General features: G+C 68.1%; 20 protein-coding genes. 17 read left to right on the forward strand and 3 right to left on the reverse strand.

Annotated features, from left to right (window positions below):
- Positions 1-58: 58 nt before the first annotated feature.
- Entirely contained in the window at positions 59-358 is a 300-nt protein-coding gene (locus ASE96_RS13660) for a DUF4193 domain-containing protein (RefSeq protein WP_056431401.1), read from the forward strand.
- Here ASE96_RS13660 and ASE96_RS13665 read toward each other — a convergent pair.
- Positions 355-837 (reverse strand): DUF3093 domain-containing protein, encoded by a 483-nt coding sequence (locus tag ASE96_RS13665; RefSeq protein WP_056431404.1) that lies wholly within the window; start codon positions 835-837, stop codon positions 355-357. The genes ASE96_RS13660 and ASE96_RS13665 overlap by 4 nt on opposite strands.
- 120 nt (positions 838-957) lie before the next feature.
- Between ASE96_RS13665 and dut the strand changes: the two genes are divergently transcribed.
- The 4 genes from dut to ASE96_RS13685 all read left to right on the forward strand — a co-directional run bounded on the left by dut (position 958) and on the right by ASE96_RS13685 (position 3647).
- Positions 958-1488, forward strand: a complete 531-nt coding sequence (dut, locus tag ASE96_RS13670; RefSeq protein WP_056431407.1) for a dUTP diphosphatase — start codon at positions 958-960, stop codon at positions 1486-1488.
- A 167-nt stretch (positions 1489-1655) separates the two neighbouring features.
- Complete coding sequence (locus tag ASE96_RS13675; protein ID WP_056431410.1) at positions 1656-2384, forward strand: DUF3710 domain-containing protein; 729 nt, start codon at positions 1656-1658, stop codon at positions 2382-2384.
- Positions 2377-2871 carry a hypothetical protein gene (locus ASE96_RS19195; RefSeq protein WP_056431413.1) on the forward strand — a complete coding sequence of 165 codons (495 nt, stop codon included), beginning with the start codon at positions 2377-2379 and terminating at the stop codon, positions 2869-2871. Before ASE96_RS13675 ends, ASE96_RS19195 begins: the two co-directional genes overlap by 8 nt.
- Positions 2868-3647: a DUF3159 domain-containing protein gene (locus tag ASE96_RS13685; RefSeq protein WP_056431416.1), complete on the forward strand. Its 780-nt coding sequence runs from the start codon at positions 2868-2870 to the stop codon at positions 3645-3647. The genes ASE96_RS19195 and ASE96_RS13685 overlap by 4 nt, the downstream gene beginning before the upstream one ends.
- 60 nt (positions 3648-3707) lie before the next feature.
- Here ASE96_RS13685 and ASE96_RS13690 read toward each other — a convergent pair whose 3' ends face one another.
- Entirely contained in the window at positions 3708-4433 is a 726-nt protein-coding gene (locus tag ASE96_RS13690; protein ID WP_056431419.1) for a potassium channel family protein, read from the reverse strand.
- Positions 4434-5105 carry a potassium channel family protein gene (locus tag ASE96_RS13695; RefSeq protein ID WP_056431422.1) on the reverse strand — a complete coding sequence of 224 codons (672 nt, stop codon included), beginning with the start codon at positions 5103-5105 and terminating at the stop codon, positions 4434-4436.
- Positions 5106-5329: 224 nt separating this feature from the next.
- Between ASE96_RS13695 and ASE96_RS13700 the strand changes: the two genes are divergently transcribed.
- The 12 genes from ASE96_RS13700 (at position 5330) to ASE96_RS13755 (ending at position 20694) form a co-directional block, all read left to right on the forward strand.
- Complete coding sequence (locus ASE96_RS13700; RefSeq protein WP_200913058.1) at positions 5330-7306, forward strand: APC family permease; 1977 nt, start codon at positions 5330-5332, stop codon at positions 7304-7306.
- Positions 7303-8661, forward strand: a complete 1359-nt coding sequence (locus ASE96_RS13705) for a class I SAM-dependent RNA methyltransferase (protein ID WP_056431427.1) — start codon at positions 7303-7305, stop codon at positions 8659-8661. Before ASE96_RS13700 ends, ASE96_RS13705 begins: the two co-directional genes overlap by 4 nt.
- A gap of 170 nt (positions 8662-8831) precedes the next feature.
- Entirely contained in the window at positions 8832-11645 is a 2814-nt protein-coding gene (locus ASE96_RS13710; protein ID WP_056431430.1) for an aconitate hydratase, read from the forward strand.
- Positions 11646-11776: 131 nt separating this feature from the next.
- Positions 11777-13750: a 1-deoxy-D-xylulose-5-phosphate synthase gene (dxs, locus tag ASE96_RS13715; RefSeq protein ID WP_056431433.1), complete on the forward strand. Its 1974-nt coding sequence runs from the start codon at positions 11777-11779 to the stop codon at positions 13748-13750.
- Positions 13751-13874: 124 nt separating this feature from the next.
- Positions 13875-14432 carry a hypothetical protein gene (locus ASE96_RS13720; protein WP_056431436.1) on the forward strand — a complete coding sequence of 186 codons (558 nt, stop codon included), beginning with the start codon at positions 13875-13877 and terminating at the stop codon, positions 14430-14432.
- Between the two features lie 66 nt (positions 14433-14498).
- Complete coding sequence (locus ASE96_RS13725; RefSeq protein ID WP_056431439.1) at positions 14499-14717, forward strand: hypothetical protein; 219 nt, start codon at positions 14499-14501, stop codon at positions 14715-14717.
- 156 nt (positions 14718-14873) lie between these two features.
- Positions 14874-15851, forward strand: a complete 978-nt coding sequence (locus tag ASE96_RS13730) for an aldo/keto reductase (protein ID WP_056431446.1) — start codon at positions 14874-14876, stop codon at positions 15849-15851.
- 72 nt (positions 15852-15923) lie between these two features.
- On the forward strand, positions 15924-16955 hold the full coding sequence (locus tag ASE96_RS13735; RefSeq protein WP_056431449.1) for a nucleoside hydrolase: 1032 nt from the start codon (positions 15924-15926) through the stop codon (positions 16953-16955).
- A gap of 62 nt (positions 16956-17017) precedes the next feature.
- Positions 17018-17920, forward strand: coding sequence for a hypothetical protein (locus tag ASE96_RS13740; protein WP_056431451.1), 903 nt, complete (start codon positions 17018-17020; stop codon positions 17918-17920).
- A gap of 13 nt (positions 17921-17933) precedes the next feature.
- Positions 17934-18686 (forward strand): energy-coupling factor transporter transmembrane component T, encoded by a 753-nt coding sequence (locus ASE96_RS13745; RefSeq protein WP_056431454.1) that lies wholly within the window; start codon positions 17934-17936, stop codon positions 18684-18686.
- Positions 18683-20236 carry an ABC transporter ATP-binding protein gene (locus ASE96_RS13750; RefSeq protein WP_235500257.1) on the forward strand — a complete coding sequence of 518 codons (1554 nt, stop codon included), beginning with the start codon at positions 18683-18685 and terminating at the stop codon, positions 20234-20236. Before ASE96_RS13745 ends, ASE96_RS13750 begins: the two co-directional genes overlap by 4 nt.
- 110 nt (positions 20237-20346) lie before the next feature.
- Positions 20347-20694, forward strand: a complete 348-nt coding sequence (locus ASE96_RS13755; protein WP_056431457.1) for a VOC family protein — start codon at positions 20347-20349, stop codon at positions 20692-20694.
- Positions 20695-20770 lie beyond the last annotated feature (76 nt).

Genomic DNA, 20770 nt, shown 5'->3' on the forward strand with positions numbered 1-20770 from the left:
CAGGACTACCAGGGAGCGGCCATCCAACGGAACGAATGCGGAGTGTGAGCAACAAATAATGGCGACAGACTACGATGCGCCGCGCAAGACCGAGGAGGACCTCAGTGAGGACTCCCTTGACGCGTTGAAAGCGCGCCGCACGGAAAAGCCGTCCGCAGTGGTCGATGAAGACGAATCGGACCTTGCCGAAGGCTACGAGCTCCCCGGCGCCGACTTGTCCGGGGAGGAACTGCTGGTCCGGGTCCTGCCGGCCCAGGCCGACGAATTCACCTGCGCCTCCTGCTTCCTCGTCCGCCACCGTTCGCAGATCGCCCGCGAGAAGGACGGCCTCAAGTACTGCAAGGACTGTGAGGGCTAAACCTTCAGGGCGGCGAGCAGTTCGTCCGGGTGGCGGGAGGACGTGAGCCAGTACGGCGTGCGGTCGGACGGATCGGTGATTTCGATGCGGACCACCGGATCGATCCACCCGCGGATGCACAGGAAAGCCAGGCCGTTGAGGCGGGTGCCGCGTTCCGCCGTCGCCTCCTTGCCGCGGAAAGCCGATGCGGTGCCCACGAAGCGGCGGTCGATGCTGGCCCGGCCGATGCGCAGCGTGGAGCCGGTGACAGTGATGGTGGGGGTCGAGAGGACCAGAAGCACGGCGATGATCGCGAACAGGACAACGGCCGCTGTTAGGCCTGCAGTCATGCTGATGGGCGCGAACACGAAGATCCCGGCACCCGACAGTCCCGCCGCCACCAGCCAGATCCAGGCATTGGGCCAAAGCTTCTCGTTGTACAAAACGGCGTCGCTGGGGGTGCTGTTGGGGGCAGGCACTGCTGCACTGGATTCGGGCATAGGCCCAGCTTTCCACTTTTCCCAGGCTATTTCACCTTGGCAGCGGAAGCGGCCGCGGGGGTCCGAGCCCGCCGGCCGCGGCTAGGCCGATCTTCCGTGCTGGCGTTAGAGTGAGGGACTGTGACTGAAGAAACGACTGCGGCAAAGCCCGCGGCACAGCAAGAGACCGCGCCCGCAGCGGAAGTGGAATACGGGACCGCCACACTGACGGTGGAACTGAAGATGCTCGACGACGGCCTGGAACCGCCGTCGTATGCGCACCCGGGCGACGCCGGCGCGGACCTGCGCGCCCGCGAGGACGTAGTGCTGGAACCGGGGGAGCGCAGACTGGTCCCCACAGGTGTTTCCATTGCCCTGCCCGATGGTTTTGTGGCCCTGATCCACCCGCGGTCGGGGCTCGCGACCAAGCACGGCCTGACCGTGGTGAACGCCCCCGGGACCGTCGACGCCGGCTACCGCGGAGAAATCGCGGTGACTCTGCTCAATACTGACCGCCGGGAGGCGATCGAACTCAAGCGCGGCGATAGAATTGCACAAATGGTAATTCAGCGCGTGGAGTACGCCCGCTTCCTGCCGGTCCAGGAGCTCAGCGACTCGGTTCGCGGCGGCGGAGGCTTCGGATCCACCGGCGGTTTCGGCGCGCCGGTCTGACCGGCAGCCCGCACCACCCGCAGTATTTACGCAGGGACTTATGAGCAGGACCTAGTACAGGACGTATCGGACGGCCGTTGTTGCTGCAAGAGACAGCATAAAACGGCAGGCGCCGCGCGGTCGCGGACGACGCTGCGGCACAGGATCACAACTAAGGAGAGAACCCCATGGTTTTTGGGCGTGGCAGGAAAACCAAGCAGGAACCGACGGACTCCGGGGAAGCCCGGGAGCCAGTTGCCGACGCTACCGTCGATGATTCTGCCGGGACTTCCTCCGCTGCTCCCGGCCGCGGCGCCACGGGTCCCTTCGACGTGTCGGAAATTGAGGACCAGGACGGCTACGTGGACCTCGGCGCGCTCCTGATCGCTCCCGCGGAAGGCCTGCAACTCCGGCTCGAGGTCGAAGAGGCCACGCAGCGGGTCGTCGCCGTCACCATGGACCTGAACGGCTCGAGCCTCCAACTCCAAGCCTTCGCGGCTCCCCGCTCCGAAGGCCTGTGGGACGAAATCCGTGAGCAGATCGGCCAGTCGGTCGGCAGCCAGGGCGGCCAGGTCGAGGAAGTCCAGGGTGGCTTCGGCACCGAACTCCTCGCCAAGCTCCCGGCCAGCGGCGCCGACGGAAGCCACGGCTACCGCGTGGCCCGCTTCATCGGCGTCGACGGTCCGCGCTGGTTCCTGCGCGGCGTGCTCGGCGGCGAGGCCGCCGTGGACCGCGACGCGGCCGCCGGGCTTGAGGCGCTGTTCCGGCAGATCGTGGTGGTCCGCGGGGAGAACCCGATGCCGCCGCGGGACCTGCTGCAACTGCGTCTGCCGAAGGACAACGCCGTGCCCGCGCCGCAGTCCGCCCCGGACCTGGAACGGCCCGAACGTGGACCGGAGATTACCCAGATTGGCTGATGCCCCCCGCCAGGATCCGGTTTCCTCCGTCTCCGTGAGGGAGCTCCCGGACCGCGGCCGGGTAGTGTGCCGTGGCTTCATTGAGTCGGTCACCTACGCCCCGGCAAGCCAGGTGGCTGCCTTCACCGCGGTCGTCGTGGACCACGATGCGCCGGGCAACGAGCCCCAAGGGGCCAGGACCCGCGGCGCCGGGGCAGTGGCGGTCCCCTCAGGATCAGCCGCCGGCCGGCCCGCAACAGTCCAGACCGCCGGCGGAGCCCAGAACGGCGCAGTGCAGCCCGGCGCAGCCCAGCCCGCAGGCTCCCGGCGCCAGCGGCCTTCCGGTCCCAAGGACCGGCTCCGGGTGGTCTGGCTGGGACGCCGCCGCATCCCCGGAGTCGACGCCGGCACCGAACTCCGCCTGCAGGGCATGGTCACCGTCCGTGACGGCCTGCCCACCATGTTCAATCCCCGCTACGAAATACTCTCCCGCCAGGAGGAGCAATGACCTTGCCCGAGAAGCCCGAACCAGCAGTCGGACAGGGTTCAGCCGGACAGGGGCCAGCGGGCCAGGATTCGGCCGGGCACGGCCCAGCGGAGCAGCCCGCGGCAGCTCAGCCGACCGTCGCGGAGCTCGCCGAAGGCTACGCAGCCAAGGCCGGGCTGCACCGTTCCAGCAACGGCAACATCGACGTGCTCAAAAGTGCCGGCGGGATCCAGGGCATTGCCGAGAGCATCCTTCCCGGCCTGGTGTTCCTGGTCGCTTTCACGATCACCCGCGAGCTGCCCCTGGCGCTGGTCCTGTCGCTGGCCGCGGCCGCCGTGTTCACCGTAGTCCGGCTGGTCCAGCGCAAACCGCTGACGCAGGCACTGGCGGGGATTGCCGGCGTCGGGATCTCCGCGTGGCTCGCCAACAGCACCGGCAAGGCCGAAGACTTCTACGTCCCGGGGTTCTTCACCAACGCCGCCTACATCGTGGCGATGGCCATCTCGATTGCCGTCCGCTGGCCCTTCGCCGGGCTGATCTTCGGCTTCATCCGGAATGAAGGCCTGGACTGGCGGAAGAATCCAGCCAGGGTCAAGGCCTACCAGCTCGGCACCTGGGTGATCATCGCGGTGCTGGCCCTGCGGCTAGTGGTCCAGGTCCCGCTGTACTTCATGGGCGAGCCGGGCTTCGCGGCCCTCGCCACAACGCGGCTCCTGATGGGCGCGCCGCTGTACATCCTGGGCATCTGGGTCGCCTGGCTGCTGACCCGGCCCGCTCCGGCCGCCAAAACCAGTTGACCTGTCAGTTGGAGTCGTTATCAAGGTGCCATAACCACTCCAACTGACAGCGCAAGCGAGTCAGCCGTCGAAGCCGTCGTCGGCGGCAACGGCCGCTTGGTCGTGGTCAGGCTCCTCGTCCTCCGCCGATTCGGAAGAGAGGAGGGCGCGCAGCTCATCCTCGGCCGCAATCGTGGTCACAAAGAACAGTTCGTCCCCGCCGTCGATCACGTCGTCGCGGCTCGGGGTGATGGGCGCCTGGTCGCGCAGGATCGCCACGAGGGTCGAATCCTCCGGCCAGTCGATGCTGCCCACCGTCAGCCCAATCACGTGCGAATCATGGGGGACCGTGAATTCGACGAGGGATGACACCCCCGTCTGCAGGGTCAGCAGGCGGACCAGGTCACCGATCTCCACCGCTTCCTCGACCAGGGCGGTCATAAGCTGCGGGGTGTTAACCGCGACGTCGACGCCCCAAGAGTCATCGAACATCCAGTCGTTCTTGGGGTTGTTGACCCGGCCCACCGTCCGTCCGACGCCGAATTCGGTCTTCGCGAGCAGTGAGACCACCAGATTCACCTTGTCGTCGCCGGTCGCGGAAACCACGACGTCGGCGTCCTCCAGTTTCGCGTCCTGGAGCGTGCTCAGTTCGCAGGCATCGCCGACCAGCCAGTGGGCGCCGCGCAGGCCGCTGCGCCCGATCACTTCCGGCTTCAGGTCGATCAGCAGGATCTCGTGTTTGTGGGCCAACAGTTCGCGCGCGATCGAGGAACCGACGCTTCCCGCCCCGACAATGACGACTTTCACTTAGGACTCCTTGGCGGGGGACTTGGCCAGAATGTGGGCGACTTCGGTGCTCCGGTCCACGGCGAGCATGGCATGCACCGTGTCTCCGTCCTGGTACAGGGTGCCGGCCACGGGCAGCATGCCCTCGCCGAACCGGGTGAGGTAGGCGACGCGGATGCCGGCGGCCTTCTCGATCGACGTCACCGGGTGGCCGATCCACTCGGGGTTCAGGTCCACCTCGGCGAGCACCAGCCGGCCCGAGGGGTCCCGGAAGTCGCCGGCAAGGTGCTGTTCGGGAAGGATCCGCCGGAGCACCTGGTCGGCGCTCCAGCGCACGGCGGCGACCGTGGGGATGCCTAGCCGCTGGTAGATCTCCGCTCGGCCCGGATCGTAGATCCTGGCGACTACGTGCGGGACGTGGAAGGTTTCGCGGGCCACCCGGGTGGCCAGGATATTGGAGTTGTCGCCGCTGGAGACGGCCGCGAAGGCGTAGGCGTCCGCGACACCGGCCTGCTTCAGGGTCTCCCGGTCGAATCCGACGCCGGTGACCTTGCGGCCCGTGAAGCCCGCGCGGAGCCGCCGGAACGCGCGGTCATCCTGGTCGATGATGGCCACGGAGTGGCCCGCGTCCTCGAGGGTGTGCGCCAGGGTTGCCCCCACGCGGCCACAACCCATGATCACGAAGTGCGCCAACCGTGCCTCCTTTGTTCCTGTATTGCCTTAACAGCTGCTGCTGCGTAAAACAATACCGGCCACTGCCGGGCGCGGAGCCAGCCCCGCAACCTGCGCCTTAACCTGCTTGGCCGCAGCGCGCGGCCACCCGCCCGGCAGCGGGCGCGGCCACCAACAAGTCTGCCCCAGCCGGCAGGGACGGCCGCCGTCATGACATCGGCTCCGAATGGGACTAGCTTTGTGTGGTGCCGACAATATTCAATGCCGTGAAGCGGGTGCTGGTAGGCAGGCCCTTCCGGAACGACAGCCTGGCCCACACCCTGTTGCCCAAGCGGATCGCCCTGCCCATTTTCGCCTCTGACGCGCTGTCGTCCGTGGCGTACGCGCCCGATGAAATCCTTCTGACGCTGGCGCTGGCCGGCGTCAGTGCCGTGGCGTTCTCGCCGTGGGTGGGCCTGGCCGTCATGGTGGTGCTGCTGACCGTGGTCGCCTCCTACCGGCAGAACGTCCACGCCTACCCCTCCGGCGGCGGCGACTATGAGATCGCGAACGAGAACCTGGGCAAGTACGCCGGGCTCACCGTGGCCTCCGCACTGCTGGTCGACTACGTGCTGACCGTCGCCGTATCGATGTCCTCCGCCGCCACCTACCTGACCACCGCGGTGCCGGCACTGCATGGCCAGCAGGCCGCCATCGCGACCATCGGTGTGGTGATCCTGGCCCTCGTGAACCTGCGCGGCATCAAGGAGGCCGGCAGCGTCTTCGCCGTACCCACCTATATCTTCATGGCGGCCATCCTCGGCATGACGGCCGTCGGCGTCTTCCAGGCCGCCACCGGCCAGCTGGGCCAGGCGCCCTCGGCTGCCTTCACGATTGTCCCGGCGCCCGGGTTCGACGAGGGGCTCGTCGGCCTCGCCGGCGCGTTCCTGTTGCTCCGCGCGTTTTCCTCCGGCGCCGCCGCTTTGACTGGCATTGAGGCCATCAGCAACGGTGTGCCGAACTTCAAGAAGCCCAAAAGCAAAAACGCCGCTACCACCCTGCTGTTGCTCGGTGTGATCGCCGCTTCCATGCTGGCCGGGATCATCTACCTGGCCAACGCCACGAAAGTGCACATCGTGCTGGACCCGGCCACCGAGTTCCTGTTGGACGGCCAGCCGCTGCCGGAGGGCTACATCCAGAGTCCGGCGATCAGCCAGATTGCCCAGACCATCTTTGGCGCAGCGTCCATCCCGTTCTTCATCGTTGTCGCTGCCACCGGCGTGATCCTGGTGTTCGCCTCCAACACGGCGTTCAACGGCTTCCCGGTGCTGGGCTCGATCCTGGCCCAGGACGGTTACCTTCCGCGCCAGCTGCGCACCCGGGGGGACCGGCTGGCCTTCAGCAACGGCGTCCTGGCCCTGGCCACCGGGGCCCTGGTGCTGATCATCGCGTTCAACGCGGACGTCACCAAGCTCATCCAGCTCTACATCGTGGGAGTCTTCATCTCCTTCACGGTGAGCCAGCTCGGTATGATCCGGCACTGGGGCCGGGAGCTGAAACTCGCGAAGGACCCGGCAGCGAAACGGCGGATGGTCAAGTCCCGCACCATCAACACCATCGGTTTCGGCATGACCTCACTGGTGCTGGTGATCGTCCTCATTACCAAGTTCCAGCAGGGCGCCTGGATCGCGCTGCTGGCCATGTTCGTGCTGTTCCTGATCATGTGGAGCATCCGGGCGCATTACGACAATGTGGCCAAGGAACTCGCGGTGGACGAGGACACCTCGCCGCGTGCCCTGCCCACCCGCGTGCACGCCGTGCTGCTTGTCTCGCACGTCCGCAAGCCGGTGCTCCGGGCGCTGGCCTACGCCCGCGCATCGCGGCCCTCCCGGCTGGACGCCATCACCGTGGACATCAGCACCGAAGAGACCGAGCAGACGGTCGCGGACTGGGAGAAGCTGGAAATCCCGGTACCGTTGACGGTGCTGGCCAGCCCGTTCCGCGAAACGGTGACGCCCATCATGGAGTACATCAAGAACATGCGGCGCGATTCGCCCCGCGACCTGATCGTCGTCTACATCCCCGAGTACGTCGTGGGCAAGTGGTGGGAGCAACTGGTGCACAACCAGACCGCACTGCGCATCAAGACCCGGCTGCACTTCGAGCCGGGCGTCATGGTGGCCAGTGTGCCGTGGCAGCTGAAATCATCCGAAGAAGCCAAGAGACTGCAGGACATCCAATGAGCTCCGAGACCCAGACGCAAACCCACACAGAACTGACCGTCGACGTCGGTCCGGTCGCCCACGGCGGACACTGCGTGGCCCGGCATGAAGGACGCGTGATTTTCGTCCGCCACGGCATCCCCGGCGAAAAGGTCCGCGTCCGCCTCACGGAGTCCGGCCCGGACGCCAAGTTCTGGCGCGGCGACGTCGTGGAAGTCCTGGCGGCTTCCCCCGACCGGGTGGAACACTTCTGGGACCTGGCGGATTCCGTGCGCTCCTGGTCGCACCGCCACCCGCCCGTGGGCGGCGCCGAACTCGGCCACATCTCCCTGGAGCGCCAGCGCAGCCTCAAGGCCGAGGTGCTGGCGGAACAGCTGCGCCGCCTGGCCGGCGTCGACCTCCCGGAGGGGGAGGGAGTCATCGTGGAAGCGGTGGGGGAGCCCGGAACGCCTGCGGCGGCGGGCCTCGCCTGGCGGACCCGCGCGGGCTTCGCGGTGACCCCGGCCGGAAAGCTCGGCATGCATGCGCACCGTTCCGACACCGTCCTCCCGGTCCGGGACATGCCCCTGGCCGTGGACGCGATCAACGCGCTCCGGCTCTGGGACATCGACCTGCAGGGCATCGACCGCATTGAGGTGGCCGCGCCGGCCAACGGCTCCCGCCCGCTGGTGCTCCTGGTCCCGGCCGCGGGAACCCGCGCGAAGCGGCTCAGCGCGGTCCTCGCCCAGATGCCCGACGACGTCTCGGTGGCCAGCTTCGACCCGGTCAAGGGCGAAGTCCTGCGGCTGCGCGGGCGCACCTACGTGCAGGAATCCGCCGCCGGCCACGACTACCGCGTCACCGGCGACGGTTTCTGGCAGATCCACCGGGACGCCCCGGATACCCTCATCGGAGCCGTCACCGGCTTCCTGCGGGACGGCGGTTACCTTGACGCCGGCGCCGTCGTGGCGGATCTCTACGCCGGGGCGGGCCTCTTCACCGGGCCGCTCGCGGACGCCGTGGGCGTCACCGGGTCCGTCCTGTCCGTGGAAGGATCGCCAGGCACCAGCCGGGACGCCCGCAAGAACCTCCATGACGCGTCCCAGGTCGAAATCGTCCAGGGCAGGGTGGAACGGGTCCTGCGCGACAAGGCACGCACGTTCGACGCCGTCCTGCTGGACCCGCCCCGGGCCGGCGCCGGCAAGGCCGTTGTGAACCAGCTGGTCGCCGCCGGCCCCCGGGCCGTTGCCTATGTGTCCTGCGATCCGGCGTCCTTTGCCCGCGATCTGGGCTACTTCCAGCAGTCCGGCTGGGAACTGAACGGGCTGCGGGCGTTTGACCTGTACCCGCACACTCACCACATGGAGACTGTGGCGCTGCTGACTCCCCGGGGCTGAGGCCACTAGGATGGGCGGAGTAGTCCGACGTCGCGCTCCGTAATCACGGCTGACTCCTGCACCCTGTACTGATCCTTGTGCGAACAAGGCCAAGCATTAGTTAGGACCCCCTAACTAGCAAGGGGTCTGCGGCGCGACAAAGATGAAACTGTTGCGAGAGGAGTCCTGCGATGAGCATTGTGGACAGCTTCGGTTCAAAAGGCAAACTTAATGTAGCCGGTACCGAATACGAAATTTTCCGGTTGAACTCCGTTGAAGGTGCAGAAAACCTTCCGTTCAGCCTCAAGGTATTGCTTGAAAACCTGTTGAGGACCGAGGACGGCGCCAACATTACGGCCGATCACGTCCGAGCACTGGCCGGCTGGGACCCCAGCGCCGAGCCCGACACTGAAATCCAGTTCACGCCGGCGCGCGTGATCATGCAGGACTTCACTGGCGTGCCCTGCGTTGTGGACCTTGCCACCATGCGTGAAGCAGTCAAGGAACTCGGCGGTGACCCCAAGCGGGTCAACCCCCTGGCACCTGCCGAGATGGTGATCGACCACTCCGTGCAGATCGACGCCTTCGGCAACTCCGGCGCACTGGAGCGCAACATGGAGATCGAATACCAGCGCAACGGCGAGCGGTACCAGTTCCTGCGTTGGGGCCAGACCGCGTTCGACGACTTCAAGGTGGTCCCGCCGGGAACCGGCATTGTGCACCAGGTCAACATCGAGTACCTGGCCCGCACCGTGATGACCCGCGAAGTTGATGGAGCCCTCCGGGCCTACCCGGACACCTGCGTCGGCACCGACTCCCACACCACCATGGTCAACGGCCTGGGCGTGCTGGGCTGGGGCGTCGGCGGCATCGAGGCCGAGGCAGCAATGCTGGGCCAGCCCGTCTCCATGCTGATCCCGCGCGTCGTGGGCTTCAAGCTGACCGGGTCCATCCCGGCCGGCGCAACCGCCACCGACGTTGTCCTGACCATCACCGAGCAGCTGCGCAAGCACGGTGTGGTGGGCAAGTTCGTGGAGTTCTACGGCGAAGGCGTCGCGGCTGTGCCGCTGGCCAACCGCGCCACCATCGGCAACATGAGCCCGGAGTTCGGCTCCACGGCTGCGATGTTCCCGATCGACGACGTCACCCTCGACTACCTGCGCCTCACCGGCCGGTCCGAAGAGAACGTCGCCCTCGTCGAGTCCTACGCCAAGGAACAGGGCCTCTGGCACGATCCTTCCCGCGAGATCAAGTTCTCCGAGTACCTCGAGCTGGACCTGTCCACGGTTGTTCCGTCGATCTCAGGCCCGAAGCGCCCGCAGGACCGCATCATCCTCACCGAGTCCAAGGACCAGTTCCGCCAGGACCTGCGCAACTACGTGAAGGAAGAGCTGGCCGACGGAAGCGTGGACGAGGCAATCGACGAAAGCTTCCCGGCTTCCGACGCTCCGTCCTTCACGGGCTCCGCTAGCCACCTCACGGACGAGGCCCCGCACGCGCACGGCCCGGCGTCCGACGGCCGCCCGTCCAACAAGGTCAGCGTCAAGACCGCGGACGGCCGCGAGTTCGAGCTGGACCACGGTGCGGTCTCGATCGCCTCGATCACGTCCTGCACCAACACGTCCAACCCGTCCGTGATGCTGGCCGCCGCGCTGCTGGCCCGCAACGCCGTCGACAAGGGCCTGACCTCTAAGCCGTGGGTCAAGACCTCCGTGGCTCCCGGGTCCAAGGTGGTCACCGACTACTACAACAAGTCCGGCCTGACCCCGTACCTGGAGAAGCTTGGCTTCTACATCGTCGGTTACGGCTGCGCGACCTGCATCGGCAACTCCGGCCCGCTCGACGCCGAGATCTCCGAGGCCATCCAGGCCAACGACCTCTCGGTCACCGCCGTGCTGTCCGGCAACCGCAACTTCGAAGGCCGGATCAACCCGGACGTGAAGATGAACTACCTGGCCTCCCCGCCGCTGGTCATCGCCTACGCCCTGGCCGGAACCATGGACTTCGACTTCGAGAACGACGCCCTGGGCCAGGATGAGGCCGGCAACGACGTCTTCCTGAAGGACATCTGGCCGAACCCGGTCGAGGTCCAGCAGGTCATCGATTCCTCGATCGACAAGGAAATGTTCGCCCGCGGCTACGAGGGCGTCTTCGAAGGCGACGACCGCTGGAAGGCACTCTCCACCCCGGCCGGCGACACCTTCGCCTGGGATCCGAAGTCCACGTACGTCCGGAAGCCCCCGTACTTCGAGGGCATGAAGGCGCAGCCGGAACCCGTCCAGGACATCACCGGCGCACGCGTGCTGCTGAAGCTTGGCGATTCGGTCACCACGGACCACATCTCCCCGGCAGGTTCCTTCAAGTCGGACACCCCGGCCGGGCAGTACCTGCTGGCCAACGGTGTGGAGCGCAAGGACTTCAACTCCTACGGCTCGCGCCGCGGCAACCACGAGGTCATGATCCGCGGAACGTTCGCGAACATCCGGATCAAGAACCAGATTCTGGACGGCGTCGAGGGTGGCTTCACCCGCGACTTCACCCAGGCTGACGGCCCGCAGGCCTACGTCTACGACGCCGCGCAGAACTACCAGGCCGCCGGCATCCCGCTGGTGGTCCTGGCCGGCAAGGAGTACGGCTCCGGCTCGTCCCGTGACTGGGCAGCCAAGGGCACCGCGCTCCTGGGCGTCAAGGCCGTCGTGGCCGAAAGCTACGAGCGCATCCACCGCTCCAACCTGATCGGCATGGGTGTCCTGCCGCTGCAGTACCCGGCCGGCCAGAACGCTGCCAGCCTCGGGCTGACCGGCACGGAGACCTTCGCGGTTGAGGGCGTCACTGCCCTGAACGAAGGCACCACGCCGAAGACGCTCAAGGTCACTGCCACTGCTGTTGACGGCACCGTCACGTCCTTCGATGCGGTCCTGCGCATCGACACCCCGGGCGAGGCGGACTACTACCGCAACGGCGGCATCCTGCAGTACGTGCTGCGCCAGATCTCCGCGAGCTAGCGCAGACCGAGCAGCCCAACGAGAAAGCCCCGGCCCGTCACCGACGGACCGGGGCTTTCCCGTTCCGGCACCAGGGCTTCTCCGGAGGCGTTAGAGTTAAAAGGCATGTCTACCACCCGAAGGAGGGGCCGTTGGGAATCTTGGAGACCATCCGGAATCCGCAGGACCTGAGCAAGTTGTCCGAGGCGCAGCTGGATCAGCTGGCAGCCGAGGTCAGGGAGTTCCTGATCGGCAACGTCTCCCAGACGGGCGGGCACCTGGGCCCCAACCTCGGCGTCGTCGAACTCACCCTCGCGGTCCACCGGATCTTCGATTCCCCCCGCGACAGCATCGTCTTCGACACCGGCCACCAGTCGTACGTGCACAAGCTCCTCACCGGACGCCAGGACTTCAGCACCCTGCGCCAGCAGGGCGGCCTGTCCGGATACCCGGACCGCGCCGAATCCGAACACGACATCGTCGAAAGCTCGCACGCCTCCTCCTCGCTCTCCTGGGCGGACGGGATCTCCCGCGCCCGGCAGCTGACCGGCGACGGCGACCGGTACGTCATCGCCGTCGTCGGCGACGGCGCCCTCACCGGCGGCATGGCCTGGGAGGCCATCAACAACATCGCCGCGGACAAGAAACGCCGCGTTGTGATCGTCGTCAACGACAACGGCCGCTCCTACGCGCCCACCGTGGGCGGATTCGCGGACTACCTCGCCTCGCTGCGCCCCACCATCGACTCCTTCCGCGCCGCGCCCGCCTACGAAGGCACCCTGGACTGGTGGCGGAGGAAGCTGCAGAACGGCGGACCCGCGGGCCAGTTCACCTACCGCAGCCTGCACGCCATGAAAAAGGGCGTCAAGGACTGGTGGGCCCCTCAGGGCATGTTCGAGGACCTCGGGATGAAGTACATCGGCCCCGTGGACGGCCACAACCTCCAGGCCATGGAGGCCGCACTGGCCACCGCCAAGAACTACGCCGGTCCCGTGATCGTGCACGCCATGACCGAAAAGGGCCACGGCTACGCGCCCGCCCGCGCGCATGAAGCCGACCAGTTCCACGCCGTCGGGATCATCGACCCCGAGACCGGCGAACCCACCGAGGCCGGCGGCGCGAAGTCCTGGACGTCCGTCTTCGCCGACGAGATCGCCGACATCGCGGACGAACGCCACGACATCGTGGGCATCACCGGCGCCATGCTGATTCCCGTCGGGCTGCATAAATTCGCGGCGCGGCACCCGGAGCGGGTATTCGACGTCGGCATCGCCGAGCAGCACGCCCTCACCTCCGCCGCCGGCATGGCTTTCGGCGGACTGCACCCCGTCGTCGCGGTCTACGCGACGTTCCTGAACCGCGCCTTCGACCAGCTCCTGATGGACGTTGCCCTGCACAAGGCCGGTGTCACGATCGTCCTGGACCGGGCCGGCGTGACCGGGCCCGACGGCGCCAGCCACCACGGCATGTGGGACATGGCCATGGTCCAGATCGTGCCCGGGCTGCACCTCGCGGCGCCCCGCGACGCCAGCCGGCTCCGCGAGGAACTGCGTGAAGCCGTCGCCATTGAGGACGCCCCCAGCGTGATCCGCTACTCCAAGGGCACAGTGGGGGCTGAGGTGGAGGCCATCGAGCGGCTCAACGACGGAGTGGACGTGCTGGCGCGCCGCCCGGCCGGCTCCAGCGACAACGACGTGTTGATCGTCAGTGTCGGGGCGATGTCCGAACTCGCCCTGGACGTTTCCAACCGGCTCGGCGCGCAGGGCATCAGCTCCACCGTCGTGGATCCGCGCTGGGTCCTCCCGGTTCCCCAATCCGTCATCGCCCTCGCCTCCCACCACCGCCTTGTCATCTGCATCGAGGACGGGGTCCGCGCCGGCGGCGTCGGGTCCCGGATCCGGCAGGAAATGCGGGCGGCCGGGGTGGACACCGCACTGAACGAGGTGGGCCTCCCGGTTGAGTTCCTGGACCACGGATCCCGCAGCCAGGTCCTGGAGCGGGTGGGCCTGACCGCGCAGCAGATCACGCACGACGTCGTCGCGCAGGTCCTGGGGACCAAGGTGCCGTTCGCGCGGCCCCTCCCGGGCCAGGCGCACCCCAGCACGGGCAGCCTGCCGATTCAGTGAAGACACCCGGCGCAGCCGTGGCGGATGGTTTCGCCGCGGCACCGGACCAGGTTTACCAGGCCGTCAAGGCACAAGAGCCACCGTTCGACGGCACAGTCCGCGAATGGTTCAGGAGAGGACGGGCATGAGCGGAATTATCCGGGTCTATAAGCGTGATGAAGAAGGCACCCTGCAGTTCAGGGAAGCCTGGATTGACGAGGAGTTCAACGAATTTGTCATGAATCACGGCGTCGTTGGGCACCAGAGCGCAACGGAAGAGACCGACGCTGCCGACGCCGAGGCCGCGGAGCGGCTCATGGATGCCTTCGCCGTGCAGTGCGCCGAGGACGGGTACGCCGAAATTCCAGAGGGGGAACAGTTCTGGGTGGTGGCCCAATATGCCCTGAAAACCAAGGACGGGACCTCCCGGGACCGGTACCTCGAGGAGAAGGCCAAGGACGCGCTGATCAGCCACTTGGCCTGGCGCGGGCTCGGAATCGTGGACCGCTCGGAATTCTCGGATGCCAAGCTCAACATTTTCATCCTTACCCCGGACGTCAACAAGGCCGTCAACGCCATCAAGGTCTGCATCCGCGGCGAGGACCTCGACTTCACCAAGCTGAGCATCGGCGCGGCAGCGTTCGGCGAGACGTCCTTCAAGCTCAAGCACTCACCGAAGCCGGCCAACAGCTTCACGCTCTAGGTAACACCTGCTAGGAGCCGGGCACGGCTCGCATCAGTTTGGGGGCAACCGACTGAAAGGCACGCAATGACGCGCAAATCGTCTCAACCTGGCAGTACTCCGCTCCCGGCGGGGCTGGCGGCGCCGGCACGCAAGTCGCTCGCGCACGCGGGGGTGGAAACCCTCGAACACCTCGTGCAGCTTGGCCGGCGTCGGCTTGCCGGGATGCACGGTATCTGCCCGCGGACCCTTGCCCAACTCGAGGATGCCCTGGACGAACGAGGGCTGGAACTGCCCGCGGGTTGATCGCGTTGCACCCTACGGCCGGTCCGGCAGCCGGGGAAACGCCGGGCAGCCGGCCCAACGCCGCCTGCCGGCCCAACGCGGGCTGCCGGAACGGCCCCGCCCCGCAGGCGCCGGCCCTGCCCGGGAGCTGCTCCCGGCCGTTATAGGCTGAACCCCATGACTGAATACCGCCGTGTGGGAAATTCCGGACTGACCGTCTCCGTCGTAGGGCTTGGCTGCAACAACCTGGGCCGGGCCAATACGGCCACCGAGTCGCAGGAGGGGACCGACGCCGTCGTGCATGCGGCGCTGGACGCCGGCATAACCTTCTTCGACGTCGCGGACACCTACGGCAAGGAACCGGGCCTCAGCGAGACCATGCTGGGCAAGGCACTCCAGGGCCGCCGCGACGACGCCGTGATCGGTACCAAGTTCGGCATGGACATGCGCGGGGCCAACGGCAACGACTTCGGCGCCCGCGGCTCCCGCCGGTACATCATCAAAGCTGCCGAAGCCTCGCTGCGCCGGCTCGGCACGGACTGGATCGACCTTTACCAGTTCCACACCCCCGACCCGCTGACCCCGATCGAGGAGACCCTCGACGCCCTTGACGAGCTCGTCACCAGCGGCAAGGTCCGCTACATCGGCCACTCCAACCGTGCCGGCTGGCAGATCGCCGAGGCCGAATTCGTCGCCCGGTCCCGCGACGGAGCGCGCTTCATCTCCAGCCAGAACCACTACAACCTGCTGGACCGCCGCGCTGAACTAGAGGTCACGCCCGCCGCCGAAGCCTACGGCCTGGGCGTCCTGCCCTACTTCCCGCTGGCCAACGGCCTGCTGACCGGCAAGTACGCCAAGGACACCGCGCCCGAGGGCTCGCGCCTCAGCCACACCCGCACCAACCTGGTCCACGACGCCGACTGGGACCAGCTGGGCGCCTTCAGCGCCTTCGCCGCCGAACGGGGCCTGAACGAGATCCAGGTGGCCTTCTCCTGGCTCGCGGCACAACCCTCGGTCAGCAGCGTCATCGCCGGCGCCACCAGGCCCGAACAGGTCCGCCAGAACGCCGCCGCCGTGGCCTGGATCCCCAGCGCCGCGGAACGTGCCGAGCTCAACGACCTGTTTCCGCGCACGCCGAAGGTCGCGCTGTTCTAGATGGAGCTGTCCTCAACGGCCCCCACCCCGGGGGCCCTGCCTGACGTGCCTGCTGCACGCCGGAGAATCCTGATGGACGTCGACACCGGAATCGACGACGCACTGGCCCTGGTCTACGTGCTGTCCCGGCCCGAGGTGCACCTCCAGGCGATCACGTGCACGGCCGGGAACGTCGGCGCCCGGCAGGTGGCACTCAACAACCTGGCGCTGCTGGAGCTCTGCGGCCGGCAGGGCGTCGAAGTGGCAGTCGGAGCCGAGGTGCCGCTGGAAATCCCGCTGGTCACCACGGAGGAGACCCACGGGCCGCAGGGGATCGGCTACGCCGAGCTGCCGGCACCGGCCGCCGGCATCTCGCCGCGGCACGCCGTCGACGTCTGGGTGGACGAAGTCCGGGCGCACCCGGGGGACATCACCGGGCTCGTCACCGGCCCACTGACCAATTTCGCCCTCGCGCTGCGCCGCGAACCCGAGCTGCCGCGGCTGCTCAAGGGCCTCGTCATCATGGGCGGGAGCTTCTACTACCAGGGCAACACGACGCCGACGGCGGAATGGAACACCTCGGTGGACCCGCACGCGGCGAAGGAGGTCTTCGCCGCCTACCGCGGCCTGCCGGAGGACAAACTGCCGCTGGTGTGCGCGCTGGAAACGACGGAGCGCATCGAGATGCTGCCCGAACACCTCCGGCGCCTCGGCGAGGCTGCCGGGGCCGGGCCGGAACTGGTCCTGCCGGATCAGCCGGAGGGCCTTCGCAGCGCCTCCACCAGCCCGCTCGTGGCCTGCCTGTCCGACGCCATCCGGTTCTACATGGAATTCCACCGGCTCTACGATCAGGGCTACGTGGCGCACATGCATGACGCCTTCGCGGCCTGCGCCGCCGTGGGACGCACCCCGTTCACGGCCCGCCTGGCCACGGTCGACGTCGAAACCGCCTCGCCGCTGCTGATCGGCACCACGGTGGCGGACTTCCGCGGTCTGTGGGGCCTGCCGCCCAATGCCCGGATCGTCGCCTCGAACGATCCGGAGCAGTGTTTCGGGGAGCTGATTTCCTCCGTCGGCGCACTGGCGCGGCGGATCACGTCCGCCGGGGCGCCCGCTACTGGTTAGGATGGTAGCTGCGCCGAGGTGACATAGGCGGATGTTGCAGCTCCCATCGAAGGACCATCCCCATGTCACTGCAGTCCCTGCTCCTCCCTGCCACCGGCGCCGGTTCCGCTGCCGGCAAAACTAAGGCACAGCGCAACCGCCGCCTGCTGGAACTGGGCGGCGCCGCCGCGATCGTGGCCACCTACCTCTTCCTGGTCCTCACCCAGCCCGCGGACATCGCCAGCGGCCCGGCCAGCTTCGCGGCGCTCGTGGCGCTCGGCGGGTTCCTGCTCGGCGCCGTCCTGCTGATCGCGGCGGCGCTTCCTACCCTCCCCACGCCCACGCTGGTGCTGATGCCGGTGGCCTTGGTCCTGAACGTCGTCCTGGGCCAGCTCATGGGCGCCACCGGACTGCCGTTCTACGTCGACGCAATTGGCACGGTGCTGATCGCCGTCCTCGCCGGCCCCGCCGCAGGAGCCGCCACCGGCGCCCTCAGCACCATTGTGTGGTCCTTCTTCAACCCGACCGTGCTGCCCTTCGCCGCCGGGGCGGCGCTGATCGGCTTCCTGGCCGGCCTGGCCGCCCGCGGCGGGCTGTTCCGCCGCTTCTACCTCGCACCCGTGGCCGGCTTCGTCACCGGCATCCTCGCCGGCGTCGTCTCCGCCCCCATCGCGGCCTTCGTCTTCGGCGGCACCGCGGGCCTTGGCACTGGAGCAGTGGTCAGCGCGTTCCGCGCCATGGGCGACACCCTCCTCGCCGCCATTACCAAGCAGGCGCTGATCTCGGACCCCATGGACAAGGCCATCGTCTTCGCCATCGCCGCCCTGCTGGTCTACGCGCTGCCGCGGCGAACCACCTTCCAGTTCGCGTTCGTCCGCACGTTCCGGGTGCTGGCCGGTATGAGCCCGGCAACGCCGGAGAGTCAGCCGCAGACTCAGCCGGAGAGTCAGCCGGAGAGTCAGCCGGAGACTCAGCCGGAAGCCTGAGCCGGAAGCAACAATGCCCTCCACCCTTCACCCGCTGACGTCGCTGACGGCGGCTGGCTGCACCGCAGTGATCACGACGGCGGCAGGCCTCTGGCCGCTGTCCGTCGCGGTCGCCCTCGCGGCAGCACTGCTGGCCGTCGGTGCCGGCGTCGGCCGCCGTGTGCTCGCTGCGGCAGTTGCGGTCCTGGTGCCTTTGGGCTTGTCGCTGCTGATGCTGCACGGGCTCTTCTTCCCGGAGGGCCGCACTGTCCTGGCTGCCTGGGGGCCGGCCCGGGTCACGGCGGAAGGATTGTCCTTCGCCCTGGAGGCGGGCACCCGGACAGGCGCCTGCGTGCTGGTGCTGCTGCTCTTCTCCTTCACCGTCAGCGCCCCTGACCTGGTCGCTGCGCTGGCCGCGCGGGGTTTGCCGCCGCAGGTGGGCTTCGTCCTGGCTTCCGCGCTGACGCTCCTGCCGGCCATGACCGGCCGGCTCGCCGCCATCAGGGCGGCGCAGGAGGCCCGCGGACTGGTGGTCGGGCGCGGGCTGCTGTCCCGGCTTGCCGCCGTCCGGCTGCAGGCCGTGCCGCTGGTGCTGGGCCTGGTCGAAGATGCAGGCGTCCGGGCGCAAGCCCTTGAGGCGCGCAGCTTCGGTACGCCCGGCCCTCGCACCAGCTACCGGCAGCTGCAGGATTCGCCAGGGCAACGGGTCTTCCGTGCGGCGGCTGTCCTGTTGACCGCAGCGGCCGTTGCGCTCCGGTTGATCACGGCGTGGCCGGTGGCCCCGTGAACGACGGCAGCCATGCCCCCAGCCGGCAGCCCGCCACCGCCGCCCTGCCCGCGGCCGCCGCGCGGATCGCGAGCTTCAGCTTCCACGGCGACGCGGGCCAGACGCTGCGGAATGTGCAGCTCTCCGCCCTGCCCGGAACCCTGACCGCCGTACTGGGCGGCTCGGGCAGCGGCAAGACCACGTTCGGCAAGCTGCTCGCAGGCTGGCTGCGGGCCGGCCACTCCGGGGTTCTGCGCGGCAGCCTGGCGCTCGGCGCGGACCGCGTGGAGTTCCACGGCAATAGTAATGATCCCCGGATCAACCCTGCCGCATGGTCCGGCCGGGCGGGCTACGTGCCCCAGGACGCCGGTGCCATGTTGTCCTCCGTGCGCTCCACGGTGGCGGAAGAGCTGGCCTTTGGACTGGAAAACCGTGGTGTGCCCCGCGTCGAAATGATTCGGCAGGCGGCCCGGACTGCCGAACGGACGGGCTTGTCCGGTCTGATGGGGCGGAACCCGGCGCAGCTCTCCGGGGGCGAGCTGCGCCGCCTGGCGGTGGCCTGCGCGGTCATCGCGGAGCCCGGGGTGCTGGTGCTCGACGAACCGCTGGCCTCCCTCGACGCGGCAGGGGCCGCTCAGCTGCGGAACCTGGTGGACGGGCTGCTCGACGCCGGCACCGCCGTTGTGCTCCTGAGCCAGAGGGCTGACGCCCTGGCCCGCAGCGCCGGGCACTGGATCGTGCTGGACGGCGGCACGGTGACGGCTGAAGGCCCGCCGGCCGAGGTGGAGGAGGGCGCCGCTTTCAGCGACGCCGGGATTGTGGCCGAAGGCAGGGGTGCCGCGTCGCCGGGAACGCGGCCCGCCCCGGCAGCCCCCGCCGCCCCGGTCCTGGAATTGCGGGGAGTCGGCTTTGGCTACGGAACCACCACAAGAACCACCAAGCGCTCTGCCGGGACGGCGCGGCCGGCACCTGTGCTGCACAACCTAAACCTGACCGTGCGGCCGGGGGAGATCGTCGCAGTCACCGGACCCAACGGCGCCGGTAAGTCCACCCTGCTGCGCCACCTCAACGGACTGCTGCAGCCGCAGACCGGCGAGGTGCTCCTTGCGGGAAAAAGCATCGCCGGCATCCCGACGGGACGCGTCGCTTGCACGGTCGGGCTGCTGTTCCAACAGCCCCGGGACCAGCTTTTCGAACGGACGGTGCTGCGGGAGGTCGGCTTCGGATTGCGTCGGCTCGCCGGCGGGGAAACCGCGGCCGGGAGGGCGCTCGAGGCGCTGGCCGCCGTCGGGCTCGCAGATGCAGCCCAGACGCACCCGGCCGAACTGCCGTCATCGAAGCAGCGGCTGCTCGCCCTGGCCACGGTCCTGGCCCGGACGCCTGCAGTCCTCGCCCTGGATGAGCCGACCGTGGGACTGGACCGGTACGGCATCGAACGGCTGCAGCATGCCGTTGCCGCCGCGGCGGCGCGGGGTGCCGGAATCGTCCTGGTCACCCACGACCTCGCCTACGCGCGCGCCACCGCCCACCGCGTCCTGGCCCTCGACGGCGGGAGCCTGCGGGAGATCTGACACGCCGGGAGATCTGATGGGCGCCTGTGACTAACCGAAGATCGGCGGCGAAGGTATATTGCTGGGAGTTTTCCCGTAACGTGCAGGCAGATGATCAGGAGGAGCCGCCAATGAACCCCATAGCGCCCGAAATTGGAACCGTTTTCGTCCCGGTCAGCGATATCGCCAGTGCCCGGGACTGGTACTGCGGCCTGCTCGGTGTCCCGGCGGACGGCGAAATTCTCTTCGGACATCTTTATGTACTGCCGATGAACGGGGCGGGCCTGGTCCTAGACAGCAAGATCTTCTCCGCCGACGCTGTCTTCAAAGTTCCCGCGTTCCATCTCAACACTGCGGACATCCAGGCCGCCCACATCCACCTGCTGGGCACCGGCTCCGAGGTCACCGAAATCCGGGACGGCCGGTGGTTCAACGTCAAAGACCCCGACGGCAATGTGCTGATGATCTGCGAGTGCTGACCGCGGCCGGGGGTCATCGCCGTGCCAGGCGCTGAAGAGGACGGGCCCGATAGACGAAAACGCCGCCGTCCCTGCC

Source organism: Arthrobacter sp. Leaf69, from assembly GCF_001422645.1.
In the GTDB taxonomy this organism is placed as follows: Bacteria; Actinomycetota; Actinomycetes; order Actinomycetales; family Micrococcaceae; genus Arthrobacter.

Bases quoted from the DNA above. Each gene is read 5' to 3' on its own strand.
- ASE96_RS13660 (WP_056431401.1), top strand. From the start codon at position 59: ATGGCGACAGACTACGATGCGCCGCGCAAGACCGAGGAGGACCTCAGT.
- ASE96_RS13665 (WP_056431404.1), bottom strand. From the start codon at position 837: ATGCCCGAATCCAGTGCAGCAGTGCCTGCCCCCAACAGCACCCCCAGC.
- ASE96_RS13675 (WP_056431410.1), top strand. From the start codon at position 1,656: ATGGTTTTTGGGCGTGGCAGGAAAACCAAGCAGGAACCGACGGACTCC.
- ASE96_RS13685 (WP_056431416.1), top strand. From the start codon at position 2,868: ATGACCTTGCCCGAGAAGCCCGAACCAGCAGTCGGACAGGGTTCAGCC.
- ASE96_RS13705 (WP_056431427.1), top strand. From the start codon at position 7,303: ATGAGCTCCGAGACCCAGACGCAAACCCACACAGAACTGACCGTCGAC.
- ASE96_RS13710 (WP_056431430.1), top strand. From the start codon at position 8,832: ATGAGCATTGTGGACAGCTTCGGTTCAAAAGGCAAACTTAATGTAGCC.
- ASE96_RS13720 (WP_056431436.1), top strand. From the start codon at position 13,875: ATGAGCGGAATTATCCGGGTCTATAAGCGTGATGAAGAAGGCACCCTG.
- ASE96_RS13725 (WP_056431439.1), top strand. From the start codon at position 14,499: ATGACGCGCAAATCGTCTCAACCTGGCAGTACTCCGCTCCCGGCGGGG.
- ASE96_RS13730 (WP_056431446.1), top strand. From the start codon at position 14,874: ATGACTGAATACCGCCGTGTGGGAAATTCCGGACTGACCGTCTCCGTC.
- ASE96_RS13735 (WP_056431449.1), top strand. From the start codon at position 15,924: ATGGACGTCGACACCGGAATCGACGACGCACTGGCCCTGGTCTACGTG.
- ASE96_RS13740 (WP_056431451.1), top strand. From the start codon at position 17,018: ATGTCACTGCAGTCCCTGCTCCTCCCTGCCACCGGCGCCGGTTCCGCT.
- ASE96_RS13745 (WP_056431454.1), top strand. From the start codon at position 17,934: ATGCCCTCCACCCTTCACCCGCTGACGTCGCTGACGGCGGCTGGCTGC.
- ASE96_RS13755 (WP_056431457.1), top strand. From the start codon at position 20,347: ATGAACCCCATAGCGCCCGAAATTGGAACCGTTTTCGTCCCGGTCAGC.